General features: G+C 58.4%; 18 protein-coding genes. 14 read left to right on the top strand and 4 right to left on the bottom strand.

Going from position 1 to position 21,215, the window contains the following annotated elements; translation table 11 throughout:
* Window positions 1-76: 76 nt before the first annotated feature.
* Window positions 77-865 carry an MlaA family lipoprotein gene (locus ACW9JE_RS17810; protein WP_224537150.1) on the bottom strand — a complete coding sequence of 263 codons (789 nt, stop codon included), beginning with the start codon at window positions 863-865 and terminating at the stop codon, window positions 77-79.
* Window positions 858-2,156 carry a serine/threonine protein kinase gene (locus ACW9JE_RS17805; protein WP_175376906.1) on the bottom strand — a complete coding sequence of 433 codons (1,299 nt, stop codon included), beginning with the start codon at window positions 2,154-2,156 and terminating at the stop codon, window positions 858-860. Before ACW9JE_RS17805 ends, ACW9JE_RS17810 begins: the two co-directional genes overlap by 8 nt.
* A 221-nt stretch (window positions 2,157-2,377) precedes the next feature.
* On the opposite strand from ACW9JE_RS17805, the gene ACW9JE_RS17800 reads away from it, so the two are divergent.
* Window positions 2,378-2,746 carry a hypothetical protein gene (locus ACW9JE_RS17800; protein ID WP_224537146.1) on the top strand — a complete coding sequence of 123 codons (369 nt, stop codon included), beginning with the start codon at window positions 2,378-2,380 and terminating at the stop codon, window positions 2,744-2,746.
* Between the two features lie 121 nt (window positions 2,747-2,867).
* Here ACW9JE_RS17800 and ACW9JE_RS17795 read toward each other — a convergent pair whose 3' ends face one another.
* Window positions 2,868-4,463, bottom strand: a complete 1,596-nt coding sequence (locus ACW9JE_RS17795; protein ID WP_457433473.1) for a glycoside hydrolase family 17 protein — start codon at window positions 4,461-4,463, stop codon at window positions 2,868-2,870.
* Between the two features lie 34 nt (window positions 4,464-4,497).
* On the opposite strand from ACW9JE_RS17795, the gene ACW9JE_RS17790 reads away from it, so the two are divergent.
* From ACW9JE_RS17790 to ACW9JE_RS17775, 4 genes are all read left to right on the top strand, one after another.
* Window positions 4,498-4,755, top strand: coding sequence for a hypothetical protein (locus tag ACW9JE_RS17790; protein ID WP_224537145.1), 258 nt, complete (start codon window positions 4,498-4,500; stop codon window positions 4,753-4,755).
* Complete coding sequence (locus tag ACW9JE_RS17785) at window positions 4,752-5,603, top strand: glycine betaine ABC transporter substrate-binding protein (protein ID WP_224537143.1); 852 nt, start codon at window positions 4,752-4,754, stop codon at window positions 5,601-5,603. Before ACW9JE_RS17790 ends, ACW9JE_RS17785 begins: the two co-directional genes overlap by 4 nt.
* A gap of 159 nt (window positions 5,604-5,762) precedes the next feature.
* Entirely contained in the window at window positions 5,763-6,074 is a 312-nt protein-coding gene (locus tag ACW9JE_RS17780) for a DUF485 domain-containing protein (RefSeq protein ID WP_175379126.1), read from the top strand.
* Window positions 6,071-7,729 (top strand): cation acetate symporter, encoded by a 1,659-nt coding sequence (locus ACW9JE_RS17775; protein WP_224537141.1) that lies wholly within the window; start codon window positions 6,071-6,073, stop codon window positions 7,727-7,729. Before ACW9JE_RS17780 ends, ACW9JE_RS17775 begins: the two co-directional genes overlap by 4 nt.
* Window positions 7,730-8,026: 297 nt before the next feature.
* Here the strand turns inward: ACW9JE_RS17775 and gltA are convergent, their stop codons facing one another.
* Window positions 8,027-9,316: a citrate synthase gene (gene gltA, locus ACW9JE_RS17770; RefSeq protein WP_007977501.1), complete on the bottom strand. Its 1,290-nt coding sequence runs from the start codon at window positions 9,314-9,316 to the stop codon at window positions 8,027-8,029.
* 363 nt (window positions 9,317-9,679) lie between these two features.
* Here gltA and sdhC point away from each other — a divergent pair, with 363 nt between their 5' ends.
* The 9 genes from sdhC to sucD all read left to right on the top strand — a co-directional run bounded on the left by sdhC (window position 9,680) and on the right by sucD (window position 21,053).
* On the top strand, window positions 9,680-10,054 hold the full coding sequence (gene sdhC / locus ACW9JE_RS17765; RefSeq protein ID WP_224537140.1) for a succinate dehydrogenase, cytochrome b556 subunit: 375 nt from the start codon (window positions 9,680-9,682) through the stop codon (window positions 10,052-10,054).
* Window positions 10,048-10,416: a succinate dehydrogenase, hydrophobic membrane anchor protein gene (gene sdhD, locus ACW9JE_RS17760; RefSeq protein WP_224537138.1), complete on the top strand. Its 369-nt coding sequence runs from the start codon at window positions 10,048-10,050 to the stop codon at window positions 10,414-10,416. The genes sdhC and sdhD overlap by 7 nt, the downstream gene beginning before the upstream one ends.
* Before the next feature lie 3 nt (window positions 10,417-10,419).
* Entirely contained in the window at window positions 10,420-12,192 is a 1,773-nt protein-coding gene (gene sdhA / locus ACW9JE_RS17755; RefSeq protein WP_457433472.1) for a succinate dehydrogenase flavoprotein subunit, read from the top strand.
* Between the two features lie 11 nt (window positions 12,193-12,203).
* Complete coding sequence (locus tag ACW9JE_RS17750) at window positions 12,204-12,908, top strand: succinate dehydrogenase iron-sulfur subunit (RefSeq protein ID WP_085723447.1); 705 nt, start codon at window positions 12,204-12,206, stop codon at window positions 12,906-12,908.
* A 261-nt stretch (window positions 12,909-13,169) separates the two neighbouring features.
* On the top strand, window positions 13,170-16,001 hold the full coding sequence (locus ACW9JE_RS17745; protein WP_224537135.1) for a 2-oxoglutarate dehydrogenase E1 component: 2,832 nt from the start codon (window positions 13,170-13,172) through the stop codon (window positions 15,999-16,001).
* Between the two features lie 42 nt (window positions 16,002-16,043).
* Window positions 16,044-17,261 carry a 2-oxoglutarate dehydrogenase complex dihydrolipoyllysine-residue succinyltransferase gene (odhB, locus tag ACW9JE_RS17740; RefSeq protein ID WP_224537133.1) on the top strand — a complete coding sequence of 406 codons (1,218 nt, stop codon included), beginning with the start codon at window positions 16,044-16,046 and terminating at the stop codon, window positions 17,259-17,261.
* A 108-nt stretch (window positions 17,262-17,369) separates the two neighbouring features.
* Complete coding sequence (lpdA, locus tag ACW9JE_RS17735; RefSeq protein ID WP_224537131.1) at window positions 17,370-18,806, top strand: dihydrolipoyl dehydrogenase; 1,437 nt, start codon at window positions 17,370-17,372, stop codon at window positions 18,804-18,806.
* A gap of 199 nt (window positions 18,807-19,005) precedes the next feature.
* Window positions 19,006-20,172, top strand: a complete 1,167-nt coding sequence (sucC, locus tag ACW9JE_RS17730; RefSeq protein ID WP_224537129.1) for an ADP-forming succinate--CoA ligase subunit beta — start codon at window positions 19,006-19,008, stop codon at window positions 20,170-20,172.
* Window positions 20,172-21,053, top strand: a complete 882-nt coding sequence (gene sucD, locus ACW9JE_RS17725; protein WP_003223019.1) for a succinate--CoA ligase subunit alpha — start codon at window positions 20,172-20,174, stop codon at window positions 21,051-21,053. The genes sucC and sucD overlap by 1 nt, the downstream gene beginning before the upstream one ends.
* The last annotated feature ends 162 nt before the right edge of the window (window positions 21,054-21,215 follow it).

Below are 21,215 nucleotides of genomic sequence, written 5' to 3'. Positions count from 1 at the left end.
TCAGACATGCAAATGGTGACTGACGCAACGCTTTCGCGAGCAAGCCCGCTCCCACATTGTTTTAGGGCGGCCGTAATTACTCGGCAATCTGCAACTTGCGCGACTCGGTGTACACGTACCGCACCTTCTCGTACTCGAACGGCGAGTTCAGCTGGCCATAGCGGAAGCTGGTCTGATAGCGCTTGTCGATGCCGCGCAGAATCCACACTTCCGGATGGTTGGAGCTGACTTCGGCCACGTTCAGGAAATTGATCGCGTTCTCGGCGCTGAAGTCCACCACCAGACCGGTGGTATCACGCAGGTTCGACGGACCGAAAAGCGGCAGCACGAAGTACGCACCGGCAGGTACGCCATAGAAGCCCAGTGTCTGACCGAAGTCCTCGTTCTGGCGAGGCAGGCCCATCGCGGTGGCCGGATCCCACAGGCCGGCGATGCCGATGGTGGTGTTGAGCAGCAGGCGCCCGGTGATCTCCATCGAACGCTGGCCCTTGAACTGCAACAGGCTGTTGAGCAGGTTCGGCACATCGCCCAGGTTGTTGAAGAAGTTGCTGACGCCGGTGCGCACGAAGCTCGGGGTGACGTAACGGTAGCCGTCGACCACCGGCAGGAATACCCATTGGTCGAAACGGTAATTGAAGTGGTAAACGCGGCGGTTCCACGATTCCAGTGGGTCATAAACGTTCAGTGCACTCAACGTCGAGCGCTCGAACTCACGCTGATCCAGCCCCGGGTTGAATTTCAGTTTGTTCAACGGCTCCTTGAAGCCATCGCTGTCGACCACCACCGGGGCGTTGGCTTTGCTGTTGTCGGCATTGGCAGCCGTTGCGCAGAGTAACGCGGCGATAAGCAGGAGGTATTTAGCCACGGAAGAACTCCAGCATGGCGTCGCTGTTGACGCGGTAGTTAAGGTTGCCGCAGTGGCCGCCCAGCGGGTAAACGGTCAGGCGATCGCCGAAGGTCCGGCGCAGGAAACCGAGATCGCCAGGGCCGAGGATCACGTCGTCGGCGTTGTGCATGACGGCAATTTTCGGGCTCTTGCGCAGGTAATCCTCCAGCGCATACATGCTCACCTGGTCGATCAGTTGCAGCAGGCTGCCGCCGTCGGTGCGGGCACGCCACATCGGGATCACCTGTTCGGTGATGTAGCAATCGAAGTCGCACTGCAGCGCGCGCTTGAGGTAAGGGGTCAGGCTGGTGCCTTCGGTGATCTTGGTTTTCGGTGGGGTGATCAGGCCGCGACGGTTGATCAGGTCCGAAGTGAAGGCGATGTCGGCGGCGGAGAAGCGGAACGAGGTGCCGATCAGCATCGCCATCTGTTCGTTGGTCAGGTGCTCTTTGGACTGCTGGAAGTCATAAAGCAGGGCGTCGTTGAGATCGATGTAACCCTTCTGCTGGAAATAGCGGGTCAGCTTGTTCAGCACCAGTTCATAGAACGTTGTGGTGTTGGTGATGCCCTTCACCTCGGTCTGCACCAGCTTGTCGAGGTTGGTGATCGAGGTATAGAGGTTGACCGGAGGGTTGAGCAGCAGGACTTTCTTGAAGTTGAAACTGCGGCGGGTTTCATCCAGGTGTGCGACAAACGCCGCATCCAGGGCCCCGAGGCTATAACCCGTCAGGTAGTACTCGGTGACCGGCAGTCTTGGGTTCTGCGCCCGTACCGCCTGCATCACCCGGTACATGTCCTCGGCGTCATCCGTGGTGATGCCTGGCGTGGCGAAGCGCGACGCGGCGCTGATGAAGTCGAAACTGGTGGGCGAGGACAGCTGCACCACGTGGTAGCCGGCCTTGTAGTAAAGCTTTTTCAGGTATTCGTTCAGGCTGCTGTCGTAACGCGCGCCGGTGCCGGCGATCAGGAAGATCAGCGGTGCGGGCTTGTCCTGGGTAGCGATGCGATAGGTGAGTTTCTTGACCGCCCAGAAGTTGTCCGGCAGCTCGAACTGACGCTCGGGGCGCAACGTCATGGTGCGATCCGATTGGTCGATGTCGTCGTCGGTCGGCAACTCCGGGCGCAGGTCCGGCGGCGTCGTGGCGATGGTCGCTTCAAACGGGTTGGTCAGGGGGTAGCCATAACCGGCGGGGTCGACGTCGACCGCCAGTGCGGACGCACTCAGGATAAGGCCGCCAAACAGGGCGGCGAAGCGCAAGGAACGGAGCATGACTGAATCCCTTAGAAAGGTGCCGTATGAAGTTCGCAGGCTATGACCACTGGATTTGCGCCAAAGTGCCACGCATCGGCACCAAACAGGCTTAATTCGAGGTAATAGTAGCTGGACGATACACTTTGCAGCGATTGAATGACCAGTTAACAGTTGTTAGTGCTTGCTTAAGGCCGTCCGGCGATTAAGCTGGCCGCCGTTTTTGCCTATTGGAGCGTTTCATGTCCCGCCGATTGCCCGTGGTTCTGCTGCTCGTTTTGCTGCCGTTATGGCTGGCCGCCAGTTACGGCGCGCGTTATGGCTTTATGGAAGATGCGCAGTGGGTGGGCATCTGCGTCGATGAGGCGAGCCGCTGGGAATGCCAGGTTCGTTCGAATCTGGGGCTGATGATTCACTTCAAGGTATTGGGCTGGGGTGCGCTGGCGGCTGCGGTGATCGGCTTTGTGTTGCCGGGGCGGGCAGGGTGGTGGCTGGCATTGATCGCGCTGGTTTTCGGGTTCCCGGCATTGGCGTTGTACAACACGACGTTGGCGGTGTTTGCGGTGGTGGTTGCGGGGTTGCGGTTGGTTCGGGCGTCTCGCAGCGTTTGATAAATAGATATCGCGAGCAGGCTCGCTCCCACAGTAGATTTTTATCGATCACAAAATTTGTGTACGACAACGATCATTGTGGGAGCGAGCCTGCTCGCGATTTTTTCTACCTGGTGGAAGCTTAAGCCTTGCGAACCCGCAAACACCGCCACAAAGCCGCCGCCATCAACACGCTCACCAGCGCCCATCCCCAGGCCTGCTGGTTCTGCAACCCTTCACGGAACAGCTGCGGTGCAATGCTGGCGCCGATGATGAAGGTCAGCAGAGCGATTTCCCGGCGCGGAACACTCACCGGGCGACACAGATAAACCAGTACCGGGACAATGAACGCCACGCTCGGAAAGCTGCGATAGCGCGGATCGAACACCAGTTCCAGCATCGAGACCGCCGCGGCAAACCCGATCACGGCTACCAGCCAGCCCGAACGACGTTCGAGCATATCGAAGACCTGTCCCCGCCAACCGTTGCGAGGACTCAATGTCAGCGCTGCGTGTGCCAGAACAAGCAGATTCAATGCCGTCAGCAATCCAACCCACAACCACTCACTGGTAAATCGAGTGGTCACCCGCGCCAGATCACCCCAGGCTCCCAGCGAGCAAGCCGCCACGGCGCCCAGCAGCGGCAGTACCAGAGCAGCTCGGGTATCTCGCACGCGACCGCCCAGAATCAGCGTGCCGAGGAAAATCAATCCGCCGATCACCAGCCATTGCGACCAGTACGGCACGTTGGTGACGGGGCCTGCCAGCACGCCCTTGTCCTGGCGGTCGGCATCGAACAGTCCCCAATACCCGCCAACTGCGCCTTCGCTGGCGCGTTTCCATGGCTGGTCGAAGGCTTCGATCAGGTTGTAGCGCCAGCCTTGCTCTTCGGCCATGGCGACAAAACCGCGAATGAACTTGGCTTCGTTGACCCGACTAGGCAAGGCGGTTTCACGCTGGCGGCCTTCGCTTGGCCAGCCGGTCTCGCCAATCATCACGTCCTTGGGCGCGAACTTGTTGCCGAACACCTGGCGCACTTGCGCCACATGTTGCAGGGCGGCATCGATGTTCGACGGATCGTCTTCCCAATACGGCAGCAAGTGAATGGTCAGGAAATCCACCGCCGGGGCGATTTCCGGGTGCTTGAGCCAGAACTCCCAGACATCGGCGTAGGTGACGGGCTGCTTGACCTGGCTTTTCACCTTGTTGATCAGCCGCGCCAGTTGCGCGCCGGTGACTTCCTTGCGCAGCAGGGTTTCGTTGCCGACGATCACCGCGGTCACTACGTCAGGGTTGGCGTTGGCCGAGGCGATCAGCAGGTCGACTTCCTTTTCGGTGTCCACCGGGTTGCTGTTGACCCAGGCACCGATCATCAGCTTCAACCCGTGCTTGCGTGCGAGATCCGGCAGGGCATCCAGACCGGTCATGGAATAGGTGCGGATGCACTCGAAACTTTTTGCCAGCAGCGCCAGATCCGCGTCCATGCGCTCGGGGCGCAAATTGAACGGCACATCGAACGGCGATTGGTCTTTGTCGAAAGGGGTGTAGGAGGCGCATTGCAACTTGTGCGTGGCGCTGGCGACGTCCGGCAGGATCACCGGTTTACCCAGACCGTACCAGAAACCGCAGAGAGCAAAGAGCCCCAGCAGGCAGGCAAAAATGTAGGCGGAAAAAGGAAAGCGTGAGGGTGCGGTCATGGTCAGGCCGTCAGGGAGCAAAGCGGCGCATGTTACCTGTATTTGCCCCGTGCTTGGGCCCCTGCATGATTTTGACATGCAAAGTTCGGGCGTATTGCCCGAAGCATTTTTATGGCGCGTAGTTAATGGCGTTCTGATGTCGTTTCTCGGTGTCTTGAGGTCGCTGACAGAGCAGGTCGCGATGTCTGTCAGGTTGATTATCGAAACCGTCAGTACTCCGCTGATGATCGAAAGAGTTTGCGGTGGGCGTGATGGAGGCGCTGTGCACCATAACAATATGTTGAAGCGGCTCGGCATCCGCCGGGCGCAGCACTTTCGGGGAAGTAAACGATGAAGATGCGACGACTTTTAGGCGCAGGTGCCGCTCTGGTGCTTGCGATGGGCTCGACATTCGCCAACGCAGAAAAACAGACCCTGAGCATCGGTTACGTTGACGGCTGGTCCGACAGCGTCGCGACGACTCATGTGGCAGCTGAAGTGATCAAGCAGAAACTCGGTTATGACGTGAAGCTGCAAGCGGTCGCCACCGGGATCATGTGGCAGGGCGTGGCGACCGGCAAGCTGGACGCCATGCTCTCGGCCTGGCTTCCGGTGACTCACGGTGACTATTGGGCGAAGAACAAGGACCAGGTCGTCGACTACGGTCCGAACTTCAAGGACGCGAAGATTGGCCTGATCGTGCCGGAGTACGTCAAGGCTAAATCCCTTGAAGATCTGAAGACCGACGACAGCTTCAAGAAACGTATCGTCGGCATCGACGCCGGTTCAGGCGTAATGATCAAGACCGAGCAGGCAATCAAGGATTACGACCTGACCGGCTACCAACTCAAGGCCAGTTCCGGCGCCGGCATGATCGCCGAGCTGACCCGTGCCGAGAAGAAAAACGAATCCATCGCCGTGACCGGTTGGGTACCGCACTGGATGTTCGCCAAGTGGAAACTGCGCTTCCTCGACGACCCGAAAGGTGTGTACGGCGCGGCTGAAACCGTGAACAGCATCGGCAGCAAGGAACTGGCAACCAAGGCGCCGGAAGTGGCCAAGTTCCTGAAGAACTTCCAGTGGGCTTCGAAGGATGAAATCGGCGAAGTCATGCTGGCAATCCAGGAAGGCGCCAAGCCTGATGCGGCTGCGAAAGACTGGGTAGCCAAGCACCCGGAGCGCGTAGCTGACTGGACCAAGTAAGGGTTTGATTTAAGCAGGCACGATGTTCCCTGTGGGAGCGGGCTTGAATTTGGCGATTCTGTCATGGCGTTCTAAGACTAAGGTCGTCTGGAACCCGGCTCGCAGCCGCATAGAGTGGATACCGTTCCAACAATAATCTGTGCTGCGAGGATAAAAACAATGAACGACAGCATTTACCTCTCGATTCAAAACAGCCCGCGATTCAAGGAGCTGGTTAGCAAGAGGGAGCGATTCGCCTGGATTCTTTCGGCGATCATGCTAGGGCTTTACGCAGGATTCATCCTTCTGATCGCTTACGGGCCGCAGGTTCTGGGGTCGAAAATCAGCCCTGATTCCTCGATTACCTGGGGCATCCCGATCGGTGTCGGGCTGATTGTTTCGGCCTTCATCCTGACCGGCATCTACGTACGACGCGCCAACGGCGAATTCGACGACCTGAACAATGCGATTCTCAAGGAGGCTCAGCAATGATCCGGCGTCTAATGGCTCTTCTGAGCATCGCAGCGTTCGCACCTGGCGCCTGGGCGGCTGACGCCCTGACTGGTGCCGTACAGAAACAACCGCTCAACGTGGCTGCGATCCTGATGTTCGTCGCATTCGTGGGCGCGACCCTGTGCATCACCTACTGGGCTTCCAAGCGCAACAAGTCGGCAGCCGACTACTATGCGGCGGGCGGCAAGATCACCGGTTTCCAGAACGGTCTGGCAATCGCCGGTGACTACATGTCCGCGGCGTCCTTCCTGGGTATTTCCGCGCTGGTGTTCACCTCCGGCTACGATGGCCTGATCTACTCGATCGGCTTCCTGGTGGGCTGGCCGATCATTCTGTTCCTGATCGCCGAGCGTCTGCGTAACCTGGGCAAATACACCTTTGCCGACGTGGCGTCCTATCGTCTGGGCCAGACCCAGATCCGCTCGCTGTCCGCCTGCGGTTCCCTGGTCGTGGTGGCGTTCTACCTGATCGCGCAAATGGTCGGTGCCGGCAAGCTGATCCAACTGCTGTTCGGTCTGGACTACCACGTTGCGGTGATCCTGGTCGGTATCCTGATGTGCATGTACGTGCTGTTCGGCGGCATGCTGGCGACCACCTGGGTACAGATCATCAAGGCTGTCCTGTTGCTGTCCGGCGCTTCGTTCATGGCGCTGATGGTGATGAAACACGTCAACTTCGACTTCAGCATGCTGTTCTCCGAAGCGGTCAAGGTTCACCCTAAAGGTGAAGCGATCATGAGCCCTGGCGGTCTGGTGAAAGACCCGATCTCCGCGTTCTCCCTGGGCCTGGCACTGATGTTCGGTACCGCTGGCCTGCCGCACATCCTGATGCGCTTCTTCACCGTGAGCGACGCAAAAGAAGCCCGCAAGAGCGTGCTGTACGCAACCGGCTTCATTGGTTACTTCTACATCTTGACCTTCATCATCGGCTTCGGCGCGATTCTGCTGGTTAGCACCAACCCGGCCTTCAAGGATGCCGCTGGTGCCCTGATCGGTGGTAACAACATGGCGGCGGTGCACCTGGCCGATGCGGTAGGTGGCAGCATCTTCCTGGGCTTCATCTCCGCGGTAGCCTTCGCCACCATTCTGGCAGTGGTTGCCGGTCTGACCCTGGCCGGTGCTTCGGCGGTGTCCCATGACCTGTACGCCAGTGTCGTGAAGAAAGGCAAGGCCAACGAGAAGGATGAGATTCGCGTCTCGAAGATCACCACCATCGCCCTGGCGGTGCTGGCGATTGCCCTGGGCATCCTGTTCGAAAGCCAGAACATCGCGTTCATGGTGGGCCTGGCGTTCTCCATCGCCGCGAGCTGCAACTTCCCGGTGCTGCTGCTTTCCATGTACTGGAAAAAGCTGACTACTCGCGGTGCGATGATCGGCGGCTGGTTGGGGCTGGTGAGTGCGGTTGGCCTGATGATCCTCGGCCCAACCATCTGGGTGCAGATCCTGCATCACGAGAAAGCGATCTTCCCGTACGAGTACCCGGCACTGTTCTCGATGATCATTGCGTTCGTCGGTATCTGGTTCTTCTCGGTCACCGACAAGTCGACTGCAGCCGAAAACGAGCGGGCGCTGTTCTTCCCGCAATTCGTACGCTCGCAGACCGGTCTCGGGGCGAGTGGAGCGGTTTCGCACTAAGGGTTCGTGCTTTATATAAGTAGCAGCGTTTAAAAAGATGCCCCGGTCGAGAGATCGGGGCATTTTTTATTGGGCGGTGATCGCCCGAATCCTCAATATTGTGGGAGCAAGCCTGCTCGCGATGGGCGACAGAGCGCATCGGGTTGTCAGGTTGCCCGCGCTATCGTTGACGAGCATCGCGAGCAAGCTCGCTCATATAGGGGAGGAGGGGGATTAAATCGGGGGTAAACAAAAACGGCCTCTATGGGGATAGAGGCCGTTTTCGGTACAACTCAACACGCTACAGCAAGACGAATCTTACTTGCGGTCTTCCAGCTTGGTGATGTCACGCGACTCGTAGCCGGTGTACAGCTGGCGTGGACGGCCAATCTTGTACGGGCTGGAGAGCATTTCTTTCCAGTGGGAGATCCAGCCGACGGTCCGCGCCAGGGCGAAGATCACGGTGAACATGCTGGTTGGAATGCCGATCGCCTTGAGGATGATCCCCGAGTAGAAGTCGACGTTCGGGTACAGCGAGCGCTCGATGAAGTACGGGTCGGTCAGGGCGATCTCTTCCAGGCGCATGGCCAGTTCGAGTTGCGGATCGTTCTGGATGCCCAGTTCCTTCAGAACTTCGTCACAGGTCTGCTTCATGACGGTAGCGCGTGGGTCGCGGTTCTTGTAAACGCGGTGACCGAAGCCCATCAGCTTGAACGGATCGTTCTTGTCCTTGGCCTTGGCGATAAACTTGTCGATGTTCGAAACATCGCCGATTTCATCGAGCATGGTCAGAACGGCTTCGTTGGCGCCGCCGTGGGCAGGGCCCCACAGTGCAGCGATGCCGGCGGCGATACAGGCGAACGGGTTGGCACCCGAGGAGCCCGCCAGACGTACGGTGGAAGTCGATGCGTTCTGCTCGTGGTCGGCGTGGAGGATGAAGATCCGGTCCATGGCCTTGGCGAGCACCGGGCTGATCGGTTTGATCTCGCACGGGGTGTTGAACATCATGTGCAGGAAGTTTTCCGCGTACGACAGGTCGTTGCGCGGGTACATCATGGGTTGACCCATGGAGTACTTGTAAACCATCGCTGCCAGGGTCGGCATCTTGGCGACCAGACGGATCGCGGAGATTTCGCGATGCTGCGGGTTATTGATGTCCAGGGAGTCGTGGTAGAAGGCCGAAAGGGCGCCGACTACACCGCACATCACGGCCATCGGGTGAGCGTCACGGCGGAAGCCGTTGAAGAAGGTCTTCAGTTGCTCGTGAACCATGGTGTGGTTCTTGACGGTGCTGACGAACTGGGCCTTCTGTTCCGCTGTCGGCAGTTCGCCGTTGAGCAGCAGGTAGCAGGTTTCCAGGTAGTCCGACTTTTCGGCCAACTGCTCGATCGGGTAACCGCGATGCAGCAGGATGCCGTTGTCGCCATCAATATAGGTGATCTTCGACTCGCAGGAGGCGGTCGACATGAAACCAGGGTCAAAGGTGAAGCGGCCCGTGGCCGTCAGGCCCCGAACATCGATAACATCGGGACCAACGGTGCCGGTTAAAATCGGCAGCTCGACGGGGGCTGCGCCCTCGATGATCAACTGCGCTTTTTTGTCAGCCATGTGGCCTCCTATTCATGCTTGAAATCATCAGACAGACCCCCCACGCAGGGCCCGCACCACTATAGTGAGATAAATTCGAATGTCAATTTGCCTAAAGTCTTGCTCCAGAAGGCTTTAACCGGACTTTTTTCTCGAAATTGCCTGCCATTTACGCCTTTTATACGAGTTGCGCAATGCGCCGTATTGGGAAGGTATGTCCGTTGTCATTAGTAGCCTAACTGTCTATACTCGGCCACCGACCGCCAAGGGCTTTTGGGCTTGCTTTATTGGGGGTCGCCTCCCTGGGTGGTGGTTACCTGACCAGTGCACTCCCCAACAACTTTGCCCTGATTGTTAGGGGCTCTTCAGTGTGAAAAAAAAGCCGTGAAAAGCCAACGACCTGTAAACCTAGACCTAAGGACCATCAAACTCCCAGTCACTGCTTACACGTCCATTCTTCACCGTATCTCCGGTGTCATCCTCTTCGTGTGCCTTGCCATCATGCTTTACGCATTGGACAAGTCGCTGAGCTCTGAGGAAGGCTTCGGTCAGGTGAAAGCGTGTCTGACCAGTCCGCTAGCCAAGCTAGTGATTTGGGGCATTCTGTCCGCTCTGCTTTATCACCTGGTGGCCGGCGTGCGCCACTTGATGATGGACACGGGCATTGGCGAGACGCTGGAAGGCGGCAAGCTGGGCTCGAAAATCGTTATCGCCGTTTCCGTGGTGGTAATCGTTCTGGCAGGAGTTTGGATATGGTAACTAACGTCACGAACCTTTCGCGTTCGGGCCTCTATGACTGGATGGCACAACGCGTTTCTGCGGTCGTTCTCGCGGCTTACTTCATTTTCCTGATCGGATATCTCGTCGTCCACCCGGGCCTCGAGTACGCCCAATGGCATGAACTGTTCGCCAGCAACTGGATGCGTATCTTCAGCCTTCTGGCCCTTGTTGCTCTCGGCGCTCACGCCTGGGTCGGCATGTGGACCATCGCGACCGACTACTTGACGCCAATGGCGTTCGGCAAGTCCGCGACCGCTGTACGTTTCCTTTTCCAGGCAGTATGCGGCGTTGCGATGTTCGCTTACTTCGTCTGGGGTGTGCAGATTCTCTGGGGTATCTGAGTCATGGCTAACATTCCAACGATTTCTTTCGACGCCATCATCATTGGTGGCGGCGGCGCCGGCATGCGCGCAGCGCTGCAGCTGGCACAGGGCGGTCACAAGACTGCCGTGATCACCAAGGTGTTCCCGACCCGTTCGCACACCGTATCGGCTCAGGGCGGCATCACTTGCGCCATCGCTTCCGCGGATCCGAACGATGACTGGCGCTGGCACATGTACGATACCGTCAAGGGTTCCGACTACATCGGTGACCAGGACGCTATCGAATACATGTGTCAGGAAGGCCCGGCCGCAGTTTTCGAACTGGACCACATGGGTCTGCCGTTCTCCCGTACCGAAACCGGCCGTATCTACCAGCGTCCGTTCGGCGGTCAGTCCAAGGATTACGGTAAAGGCGGCCAGGCTGCCCGTACCTGCGCGGCATCCGACCGTACCGGTCACGCGCTGCTGCACACCCTTTATCAGGGCAACCTGAAAGCCGGTACCACGTTCCTGAACGAGTACTACGCTGTGGACCTGGTGAAGAACGACGACGGTGCGTTCGTCGGCGTTATCGCCATCTGCATCGAAACCGGTGAAACCTCCTACATCCGTTCGAAAGCCACCGTGCTGGCGACCGGCGGTGCAGGCCGTATCTACGCTTCGACCACCAACGCCCTGATCAACACCGGTGACGGCGTCGGCATGGCTCTGCGTGCAGGCGTTCCGGTGCAAGACATCGAAATGTGGCAGTTCCACCCGACCGGCATCGCCGGCGCCGGTGTACTGGTGACCGAAGGTTGCCGTGGTGAAGGTGGTTACCTGATCAACAAGCACGGCGAGCGTTTCATGGAGCGTTATGCTCCGAACGCCAAAGACCTTGCTGGTCGTGACGTTGTTGCCCGTTCGATGGTTAAAGAAATCATCGCCGGCAACGGTTGCGGTCCGAATGGCGACCACGTAATGCTCAAACTCGACCACCTGGGCGAGGAAGTGCTGCACAGCCGTCTGCCTGGCATCTGCGAACTGTCCAAGACTTTCGCACACGTTGACCCGGTTGTTGCTCCGGTTCCGGTCGTTCCGACCTGCCACTACATGATGGGCGGCGTTGCCACCAACATTCATGGCCAGGCGATCACCCAGGACGGCGAAGGCGTGGACACCATCATCCCGGGCCTGTTCGCCGTAGGCGAAGTGGCTTGCGTATCGGTACACGGTGCCAACCGTCTGGGCGGCAACTCGCTGCTCGACCTGGTGGTATTCGGCCGTGCTGCCGGCCTGCACCTGGAGAAGGCGCTGACCGACGGTATCGACTACGACGACGCTACCGAAGCCAACATCAACACCGCTCTGGCCCGTCTGTCGGCCCTGAACGGCCGTACCGATGGCGAAGACGTAGCAACCCTGCGTCGCGAGCTGCAAAGCTGCATGCAGAACTACTTCGGTGTATTCCGTACCGGCGAATACATGCAGAAGGGTATTGCACAACTGGCCGAGCTGCGTCAGCGCATCGCCAACGTCAAGATCAACGACAAGTCGCAGGCGTTCAACACTGCGCGTATCGAAGCTCTTGAGCTGCAAAACCTGCTGGAAGTGGCTGAAGCTACCGCCATCGCTGCCGAAGTACGTAAAGAGTCCCGCGGTGCTCACGCCCGTGAAGACTTCGAAGACCGTGACGACGAAAACTGGCTGTGCCACACCCTGTACTTCCCGGGTGAGAAACGCGTTGCCAAGCGTGCCGTGAACTTCTCGCCGAAGACTGTTCCGACTTTCGAACCTAAAGTCCGGACTTATTAAGGGTGACCGCCATGTTGCAAGTCAGTGTTTATCGCTACAACCCTGATGTGGACGCTGCGCCGTTCATGCAGGAATTCCAGGTCGATACCGGTGGTAAAGACTTGATGGTGCTGGACGTGCTCGCGCTGATCAAAGAGCAGGACGAAGGTTTCTCCTATCGTCGTTCCTGCCGTGAAGGCGTTTGCGGCTCCGACGGCATGAATATCAACGGCAAGAACGGCCTGGCGTGCATCACACCGCTGTCTGCTGTTGTAAAAGGTAACAAGTTGATCGTTCGTCCACTGCCAGGTTTGCCGGTTATCCGTGACCTGGTCGTCGATATGAGCATCTTCTACAAGCAATACGAGAAGGTGAAGCCATTCCTGCAGAACGACACGCCGGCTCCGGCCATCGAGCGTCTGCAGTCCCCGGAAGAGCGTGAAAAGCTCGACGGTCTGTACGAGTGCATCCTGTGCGCCTGCTGCTCGACCTCGTGCCCATCCTTCTGGTGGAACCCGGACAAGTTCCTGGGTCCAGCTGCCCTGCTGCAAGCGTACCGCTTCCTGGCAGACAGCCGCGACACCAAGACTACCGAGCGTCTGGCTTCGCTGGATGACCCGTTCAGCGTATTCCGCTGCCGCGGGATCATGAACTGCGTCAACGTATGTCCGAAAGGCCTGAACCCGACTAAGGCCATCGGTCACATCCGTAACATGCTGCTCTCCAGCGGCGTGTGATTCAGCTGTAAAAAGTAGCACCGCTGTACCCGTGGAACGCTACGGCGCAGGCTTCAACCGGCGCCGTAGCTTTAACCTGAGCAGTAGCCCAAAAGGTTACGGCTCTTATTTTGAAGAAATGAGACAAGCAGGGGCATCCGGGCTGGTACCCGGACTATCAGCGTGATCCTAAGTGGCTTGTTTTGGTCGCTGCATTCGGACTTCTGCAAGTTTGCTCGGTGTCGACGCCGGTGGTGTTCCCCTAACCGAGGGTGACCAAGCATGCAAGAAAGCGTGATGCAGCGCATGTGGAACAGCGCCTACCTTTCCGGAGGTAACGCTGCCTATGTGGAAGAGCTTTACGAGCTCTACCTGCACGACCCTAACGCTGTGCCAGAAGAGTGGCGCACCTACTTCCAGAAGTTGCCTTCCGATAGCAACTCTGCCACCGATGTTTCGCACTCCACAATTCGCGATCATTTCGTGTTGCTGGCAAAGAACCAGCGCCGCGCCCAGCCGGTTTCCGCCGCAAGCGTGAGCACTGAACACGAGAAGAAGCAAGTTGAAGTGCTGCGATTGATCCAGGCCTACCGTATGCGTGGCCACCAGGCAGCCAAGCTTGACCCGCTTGGACTGTGGCAGCGCACTGCACCTGCAGACCTGTCGATCAATCATTACGGCTTGACCAATGCCGATCTTGATACGACCTTCCGTGCCGGCGACCTGTTCATCGGCAAAGAGGAAGCGAGCCTACGCGAAATTCACGAAGCGTTGCAGCAGACATATTGCCGCACCATCGGCGCTGAATTTACGCACATCACCGATTCTCAGCAGCGCCAGTGGTTCCAGCAGCGTCTGGAAAGCGTACGCGGCCGTCCGACCTATTCGGCGGACATCAAGGGCCACCTGCTCGAGCGCGTAACTGCCGGTGAAGGCCTGGAAAAATACCTGGGCACCAAATACCCGGGCACCAAGCGTTTCGGTCTGGAAGGTGGCGAGAGCCTGATTCCGATGCTCGACGAACTGATCCAGCGTTCCGGCTCCTACGGCACCAAGGAAGTCGTCATCGGCATGGCCCACCGTGGCCGTCTGAACGTTCTGGTCAACACCTTCGGCAAGAACCCGCGCGAACTGTTCGACGAGTTCGAAGGCAAGAAGAAGGTCGAGCTGGGTTCCGGTGACGTTAAATACCACCAGGGCTTCTCGTCCAACGTGATGACCGCAGGCGGTGAAGTTCACCTGGCCATGGCGTTCAACCCGTCCCACCTGGAAATCGTTTCCCCGGTGGTCGAGGGTTCGGTTCGCGCCCGTCAGGATCGTCGCAACGACCTGACCGGTGAGAAGGTTCTGCCGATCTCCATCCACGGTGACGCGGCATTCGCCGGTCAAGGCGTGGTGATGGAAACCTTCCAGATGTCGCAGACCCGCGGTTTCAAGACCGGCGGTACCGTGCACATCGTGATCAACAACCAGGTTGGTTTCACCATCAGCAACCCGTTGGACTCGCGTTCCACCGAGTACGCCACCGACGTTGCGAAGATGATCCAGGCGCCGATCCTCCATGTAAATGGCGATGATCCGGAAGCCGTACTGTTCGTGACCCAGCTGGCCATCGATTACCGCATGCAGTTCAAGCGTGATGTGGTGATCGACCTGGTCTGCTACCGTCGTCGCGGCCACAACGAAGCGGACGAGCCTAGCGGCACCCAGCCTCTGATGTATCAGCAGATCACCAAGCAGCGCACTACCCGTGAGCTGTATGCCGATCAACTGACCCAGAGCGGTGTGCTGGACGCAGAGCGTGTTCAGGCGAAAGTCGACGAATACCGCAACGCGCTGGACAACGGTCTGCATGTTGTAAAAAGCCTGGTCAAAGAGCCGAACAAAGAGCTGTTCGTGGACTGGCGTCCGTATCTGGGCCACGCCTGGACCGCGCGTCACGACACTCGCTTCGATCTGAAGACCTTGCAGGAGCTGTCCGCCAAGTTGCTGGAAACTCCGGAAGGCTTGGTTGTTCAGCGTCAGGTCGCCAAGATCTACGAAGACCGCCAGAAGATGCAAGCCGGTGGTTTGCCGATCAACTGGGGCTTCGCCGAGACCATGGCGTACGCGACCCTGCTGTTCGAAGGTCACCCGATCCGCATGACCGGCCAGGACATCGGCCGCGGTACGTTCTCGCACCGTCACGCTGTTCTGCACAACCAGAAAGACGCCAGCACCTACGTACCGCTGAAGAACCTCTACGACGGTCAGCCGCGTTTCGAAATGTACGACTCGTACCTGTCGGAAGAAGCCGTACTGGCATTCGAATACGGTTACTCGACCACTACGCCGGATGCGCTGGTGATCTGGGAAGCCCAATTCGGTGACTTCGCCAACGGTGCCCAGGTGGTTATCGACCAGTTCATCACCAGTGGCGAGCACAAGTGGGGCCGTCTGTGCGGTCTGACCATGCTGCTGCCGCACGGTTATGAAGGTCAGGGTCCGGAGCACTCGTCGGCTCGTCTGGAGCGTTACCTGCAACTGTGTGCCGAGCACAACATTCAGGTGGCTGTACCGACTACCCCGGCTCAGATCTACCACCTGCTGCGTCGTCAGGTTATCCGTCCGCTGCGCAAGCCGTTGATCGTATTGACTCCCAAGTCGCTGCTGCGCCACAAGCTGGCCATCTCGACTCTGGAAGATCTGGCCGAAGGTTCGTTCCAGACCGTTATCCCGGAAATCGATGCACTGGACCCGGCAAAGGTCGAGCGCGTTGTTCTGTGTAGCGGCAAGGTCTACTACGACCTGCTGGAAAAACGTCGTGCCGAAGGCCGTGACGATATCGCCATCGTGCGTATCGAGCAGCTGTACCCATTCCCTGAGGACGACCTGAAGGAAGTCCTGGCTCCTTACACCAACGTCAAGCATGCCGTGTGGTGTCAGGAAGAGCCGATGAACCAGGGTGCCTGGTACTGCAGCCAACACCACCTGCGTCGTAGCATCGCAAACCTCAACAAGTCTCTCGTACTCGAGTACGCGGGCCGTGAGGCTTCCGCCGCACCTGCATGTGGTTACGCATCGATGCACGCCGAGCAGCAGGAAAAACTGCTGCAAGACGCCTTTACTGTTTAACGCCTTCGCGCACCAGAAACCGAATTTAAGGACCCACAGATAATGGCTATCGAAATCAAAGCCCCTACTTTCCCGGAATCGGTTGCCGACGGCACCGTTGCCACCTGGCACAAGAAGCCGGGCGAAGCCGTCAAGCGTGACGAGCTGATCGTCGACATCGAAACCGACAAAGTCGTTCTGGAAGTGTTGGCCACTGCTGACGGCGTGCTGGGCGCTATCGTCAAGAACGAAGGCGACACCGTTCTGTCCGACGAAGTGCTGGGCTCGATCGTTGAAGGTGGCGCTGCCGCCGCAGCGCCTGCTGCTGCTCCAGCCGCCGCTCAGGCCGCTGCCCCTGCTGCCGATGGCGAAGACGATCCTGTCGCTGCACCGGCTGCTCGCAAGCTGGCTGAAGAAAACGGCATCAACATCGCTTCCGTTGCCGGTACCGGCAAAGGCGGTCGCGTGACCAAGGAAGACGTGGTTGCAGCCGTTGCCGCCAAGAAAGCCGCTCCAGCTGCCGCGCCTGCCAAGGCCGCTGCTCCTGCCGCTGCCGCTCCGGTATTCGCTGCCGGTGACCGCGTTGAGAAGCGCGTTCCGATGACCCGTCTGCGTGCCAAGGTTGCCGAGCGTCTGGTTGAAGCTCAATCGAACATGGCGATGCTGACCACTTTCAACGAAGTGGACATGACCGAAGTCATGGCTCTGCGTTCGAAGTACAAGGACCTGTTCGAGAAATCCCACAACGGCGTGCGCCTGGGCTTCATGTCGTTCTTCGTGAAAGCGGCCACCGAAGCTCTGAAGCGCTTCCCGGCTGTCAACGCGTCGATCGACGGTGCCGATATCGTTTACCACGGCTACGCCGACGTCGGTGTTGCCGTGTCCAGCGACCGCGGTCTGGTTGTACCGGTTCTGCGTAACGCCGAACTGATGAGCCTGGCTGAAATCGAAGGCGGCATCGCGACTTTCGGCAAGAAAGCCCGTGACGGCAAGCTGTCGATGGAAGAAATGACCGGTGGTACCTTCACCATCACCAACGGCGGTACTTTCGGTTCGATGATGTCGACCCCGATCGTCAACCCGCCGCAAGCCGCAATTCTGGGCATGCACAACATCATCCAGCGTCCTATGGCAGTCAACGGCCAGGTCGTTATCCGTCCGATGATGTACCTGGCACTGTCCTACGATCACCGTCTGATCGATGGCAAAGAAGCTGTAACCTTCCTGGTGACCATCAAGAACCTGCTGGAAGATCCGGCTCGTCTGTTGCTGGATATCTAAAGAGCAGCTGCAAGCTTCCCGCTTCAAGCCCCAAGCTCAAGACGAGCGGATGGACTTGCAGCTTGGAGCTTGCGGCTTCTGGCTTTATTGCTAACGAGGATTTTTTGAATGTCGCAAAAATTTGACGTAGTAGTGATCGGTGCGGGCCCTGGCGGCTACGTAGCTGCCATCAAGGCTGCCCAACTGGGTCTGTCCACCGCCTGCATCGAGAAGTACACCGACGGTGAGGGCAAACTGGCCCTGGGCGGTACCTGCCTGAACGTCGGCTGCATTCCATCCAAGGCGCTGCTGGACAGCTCCTGGAAGTACAAGGAAGCCAAAGAAAGCTTCAACGTACACGGCATCTCCACCGGCGAAGTCAAAATGGACGTCGCTGCGATGGTTGGCCGCAAGGCTGGCATCGTCAAGAACCTGACCGGCGGTGTTGCCACCCTGTTCAAGGCCAACGGCGTCACTTCGATCCAGGGCCACGGCAAACTGCTGGCCGGCAAGAAAGTCGAAGTCACCAAGCCAGACGGCTCGGTTGAAGTCATTGAAGCCGAAAACGTGATCCTGGCCTCTGGCTCGCGTCCGATCGACATCCCGCCTGCTCCTGTTGACCAGAACGTCATCGTTGACTCCACTGGCGCCCTGGAATTCCAGACCGTGCCTAAGCGTCTGGGCGTGATCGGTGCTGGCGTTATCGGCCTGGAACTGGGTTCGGTATGGTCGCGTCTGGGTGCAGAAGTGACTGTCCTGGAAGCCCTGGACACCTTCCTGATGGCAGCCGACACCGCTGTTTCCAAGGAAGCGCTGAAAACCCTGACCAAGCAGGGCCTGGACATCAAGCTGGGCGCTCGCGTGACCGGCTCGAAAGTGAACGGCGAAGAAGTTGTCGTTAACTACACCGATGCCAACGGCGAACAGACCATCACTTTCGACAAGCTGATCGTAGCCGTTGGTCGCCGTCCAGTGACCACTGATCTGCTGGCTGCCGACAGCGGCGTGACCATCGACGAGCGTGGTTTCGTATTCGTCGACGACCACTGCGCGACCAGCGTACCGGGCGTTTACGCCATCGGTGACGTGGTTCGCGGCATGATGCTGGCGCACAAGGCGTCGGAAGAAGGCATCATGGTTGTCGAGCGCATCAAGGGTCACAAGGCCCAGATGAACTATGACCTGATCCCTTCGGTTATTTATACTCACCCGGAAATCGCGTGGGTCGGTAAAACCGAACAGGCCTTGAAAGCTGAAGGCGTTGAAGTTAACGTCGGCACCTTCCCGTTCGCAGCATCCGGTCGTGCAATGGCCGCCAACGATACCGGTGGTTTCGTCAAGGTCATCGCCGATGCCAAGACTGACCGCGTATTGGGCGTTCACGTGATTGGCCCGAGCGCTGCAGAACTGGTTCAGCAAGGCGCGATCGCGATGGAATTCGGCACCAGTGCTGAAGACCTGGGCATGATGGTTTTCTCCCATCCGACCCTGTCCGAAGCCTTGCACGAAGCTGCTTTGGCAGTGAATGGCGGCGCCATTCACGTCGCCAACCGCAAGAAGCGTTAAGACACAATAAGAAACCACGGCGGTATCGGCCCGTCGTGAGCCTTGCGTGCAAGACTCACCGCGGAATGTCCGCTGGACGCAGTCTTGCGTAGCCGCACCGGGTATCCGGAAACGCTACGCAAGCAGCAGTCACAGGTGGTGCGGCACTGATTCTGGTGCAGCACCGAATGCGCAGTACCTAACGAAGACGGTAATAAGCATGAATCTTCACGAGTATCAGGGTAAGCAGCTGTTCGCTGAGTACGGCCTGCCAGTATCCAAAGGCTACGCGGTAGACACCCCGGAAGCAGCAGCAGAAGCTTGCGACAAAATCGGCGGCAGCGAGTGGGTTGTCAAAGCCCAGGTCCACGCTGGTGGTCGCGGTAAAGCGGGCGGCGTTAAGCTGGTTCGCAACAAAGAAGACGCCAAAGCCTTCGCACAGCAGTGGCTGGGCAAGCGTCTGGTGACTTACCAGACTGACGCCAATGGTCAGCCAGTCACCAAGATCCTGGTTGAATCGTGCACTGATATCGCTAAAGAGCTGTACCTGGGCGCTGTCGTAGACCGTTCGAGCCGTCGCATCGTGTTCATGGCTTCCACCGAAGGTGGCGTGGACATCGAGAAAATCGCTCACGACACTCCAGAAAAAATTCTGAAAGCCACTATCGATCCACTGGTTGGCGCTCAGCCATTCCAGGGTCGCGAGCTGGCTTTCCAGCTGGGTCTGGAAGGCAAGCAAGTTGCCCAGTTCGCCAAGATCTTCGTTGGTCTGGCCAAACTGTTCCAGGATCACGATCTGGCCCTGCTGGAAGTGAACCCGCTGGTGATCAAGGCTGACGGCGATCTGCACTGCCTGGACGCCAAGATCAACATCGACGCCAACGCCATGTACCGTCAGCCTAAGCTGAAGACTTTCCACGATCCGTCCCAGGACGATCCGCGCGAAGCGCACGCTGCCAAGTTCGAACTGAACTACGTAGCGCTGGAAGGCAACATCGGTTGCATGGTCAACGGTGCTGGCCTGGCCATGGGTACCATGGACATCGTCAACCTGCACGGCGGTAAGCCAGCCAACTTCCTCGACGTGGGCGGCGGTGCTACCAAAGAGCGCGTTACCGAAGCTTTCAAAATCATTCTGTCCGACACCAACGTCGCTGCAGTACTGGTTAACATCTTCGGCGGCATCGTTCGTTGCGACATGATTGCCGAAGGCATCATCGGTGCAGTGAAAGAAGTCGGCGTGAAAATCCCGGTTGTTGTTCGTCTTGAAGGCAACAACGCTGAACTGGGCGCTAAAGTACTGGCAGAAAGCGGTTTGAACATCATCGCTGCTACCAGCCTGACCGACGCTGCTCAACAAGTCGTTAAAGCTGCGGAGGGCAAGTAATGAGCGTCCTGATCAATAAAGACACCAAAGTTATCTGCCAGGGTATTACCGGTTCGCAGGGTAGCTTCCACACCCAGCAAGCCATCGAGTACGGCACCAAGATGGTTGGTGGTGTAACTCCAGGCAAAGGCGGCACCGAGCACCTGGGTCTGCCAGTGTTCAACACCGTGAAAGACGCCGTAGCAGCCACTGGCGCCACCGCCAGCGTGATCTACGTTCCGGCTCCTTTCTGCAAGGACTCGATCCTGGAAGCTGCTTTCGGCGGCATCAAGCTGATCGTCTGCATCACCGAAGGCATTCCTACCCTGGACATGCTGGACGCTAAAGTTAAGTGCGACGAGCTGGGTGTTACCCTGATCGGCCCTAACTGCCCAGGCGTGATCACTCCAGGCGAATGCAAGATCGGCATCATGCCAGGTCACATTCACTTGCCAGGCAAGGTCGGTATCGTTTCCCGTTCCGGCACCCTGACCTACGAAGCTGTGAAGCAGACTACTGACGCCGGTTTCGGTCAGTCGACTTGCGTCGGCATCGGTGGTGACCCGATCCCGGGTTCGAACTTCATCGACATCCTGAAGCTGTTCCAGGAAGACCCGAAGACCGAAGCGATCGTCATGATCGGTGAGATCGGCGGTTCGGCTGAAGAAGAAGCGGCTGCCTACATCAAGGCACACGTGACCAAGCCGGTTGTTTCCTACATCGCTGGTGTGACTGCTCCTCCGGGCAAGCGCATGGGCCATGCTGGCGCAATCATCTCTGGCGGCAAAGGCACTGCAGACGAGAAATTCGCTGCTCTGCAAGACGCAGGCGTGAAAACCGTGCGTTCGCTGGCAGACATCGGCAAGGCCCTGGCCGAGCTGACTGGTTGGGCCGTCAAGTAAGCCTCGCGCTTAACTGACGCTTCACCAAACAAAGGCCACCTTCGGGTGGCCTTTGTCGTTTCCGGGCGTTGAGTTGACTGCGCTGACGCCATCGCGAGCAGGCTCGCTCCCAAGATGGAAATAAGTTTCAACTGTGGGAGCGAGCCTGCCCGCGATAACGGA

This window comes from Pseudomonas sp. SDO55104_S430, from assembly GCF_054070595.1.
This window is presented reverse-complemented; position numbering and strand designations above follow the sequence as displayed.

Bases quoted from the DNA above. Each gene is read 5' to 3' on its own strand.
- ACW9JE_RS17805 (WP_175376906.1), bottom strand. From the start codon at position 2,156: ATGCTCCGTTCCTTGCGCTTCGCCGCCCTGTTTGGCGGCCTTATCCTG.
- ACW9JE_RS17800 (WP_224537146.1), top strand. From the start codon at position 2,378: ATGTCCCGCCGATTGCCCGTGGTTCTGCTGCTCGTTTTGCTGCCGTTA.
- ACW9JE_RS17790 (WP_224537145.1), top strand. From the start codon at position 4,498: ATGCAAAGTTCGGGCGTATTGCCCGAAGCATTTTTATGGCGCGTAGTT.
- ACW9JE_RS17785 (WP_224537143.1), top strand. From the start codon at position 4,752: ATGAAGATGCGACGACTTTTAGGCGCAGGTGCCGCTCTGGTGCTTGCG.
- ACW9JE_RS17780 (WP_175379126.1), top strand. From the start codon at position 5,763: ATGAACGACAGCATTTACCTCTCGATTCAAAACAGCCCGCGATTCAAG.
- ACW9JE_RS17775 (WP_224537141.1), top strand. From the start codon at position 6,071: ATGATCCGGCGTCTAATGGCTCTTCTGAGCATCGCAGCGTTCGCACCT.
- gltA (WP_007977501.1), bottom strand. From the start codon at position 9,316: ATGGCTGACAAAAAAGCGCAGTTGATCATCGAGGGCGCAGCCCCCGTC.
- sdhD (WP_224537138.1), top strand. From the start codon at position 10,048: ATGGTAACTAACGTCACGAACCTTTCGCGTTCGGGCCTCTATGACTGG.
- sdhA (WP_457433472.1), top strand. From the start codon at position 10,420: ATGGCTAACATTCCAACGATTTCTTTCGACGCCATCATCATTGGTGGC.
- ACW9JE_RS17750 (WP_085723447.1), top strand. From the start codon at position 12,204: ATGTTGCAAGTCAGTGTTTATCGCTACAACCCTGATGTGGACGCTGCG.
- ACW9JE_RS17745 (WP_224537135.1), top strand. From the start codon at position 13,170: ATGCAAGAAAGCGTGATGCAGCGCATGTGGAACAGCGCCTACCTTTCC.
- odhB (WP_224537133.1), top strand. From the start codon at position 16,044: ATGGCTATCGAAATCAAAGCCCCTACTTTCCCGGAATCGGTTGCCGAC.
- lpdA (WP_224537131.1), top strand. From the start codon at position 17,370: ATGTCGCAAAAATTTGACGTAGTAGTGATCGGTGCGGGCCCTGGCGGC.
- sucC (WP_224537129.1), top strand. From the start codon at position 19,006: ATGAATCTTCACGAGTATCAGGGTAAGCAGCTGTTCGCTGAGTACGGC.
- sucD (WP_003223019.1), top strand. From the start codon at position 20,172: ATGAGCGTCCTGATCAATAAAGACACCAAAGTTATCTGCCAGGGTATT.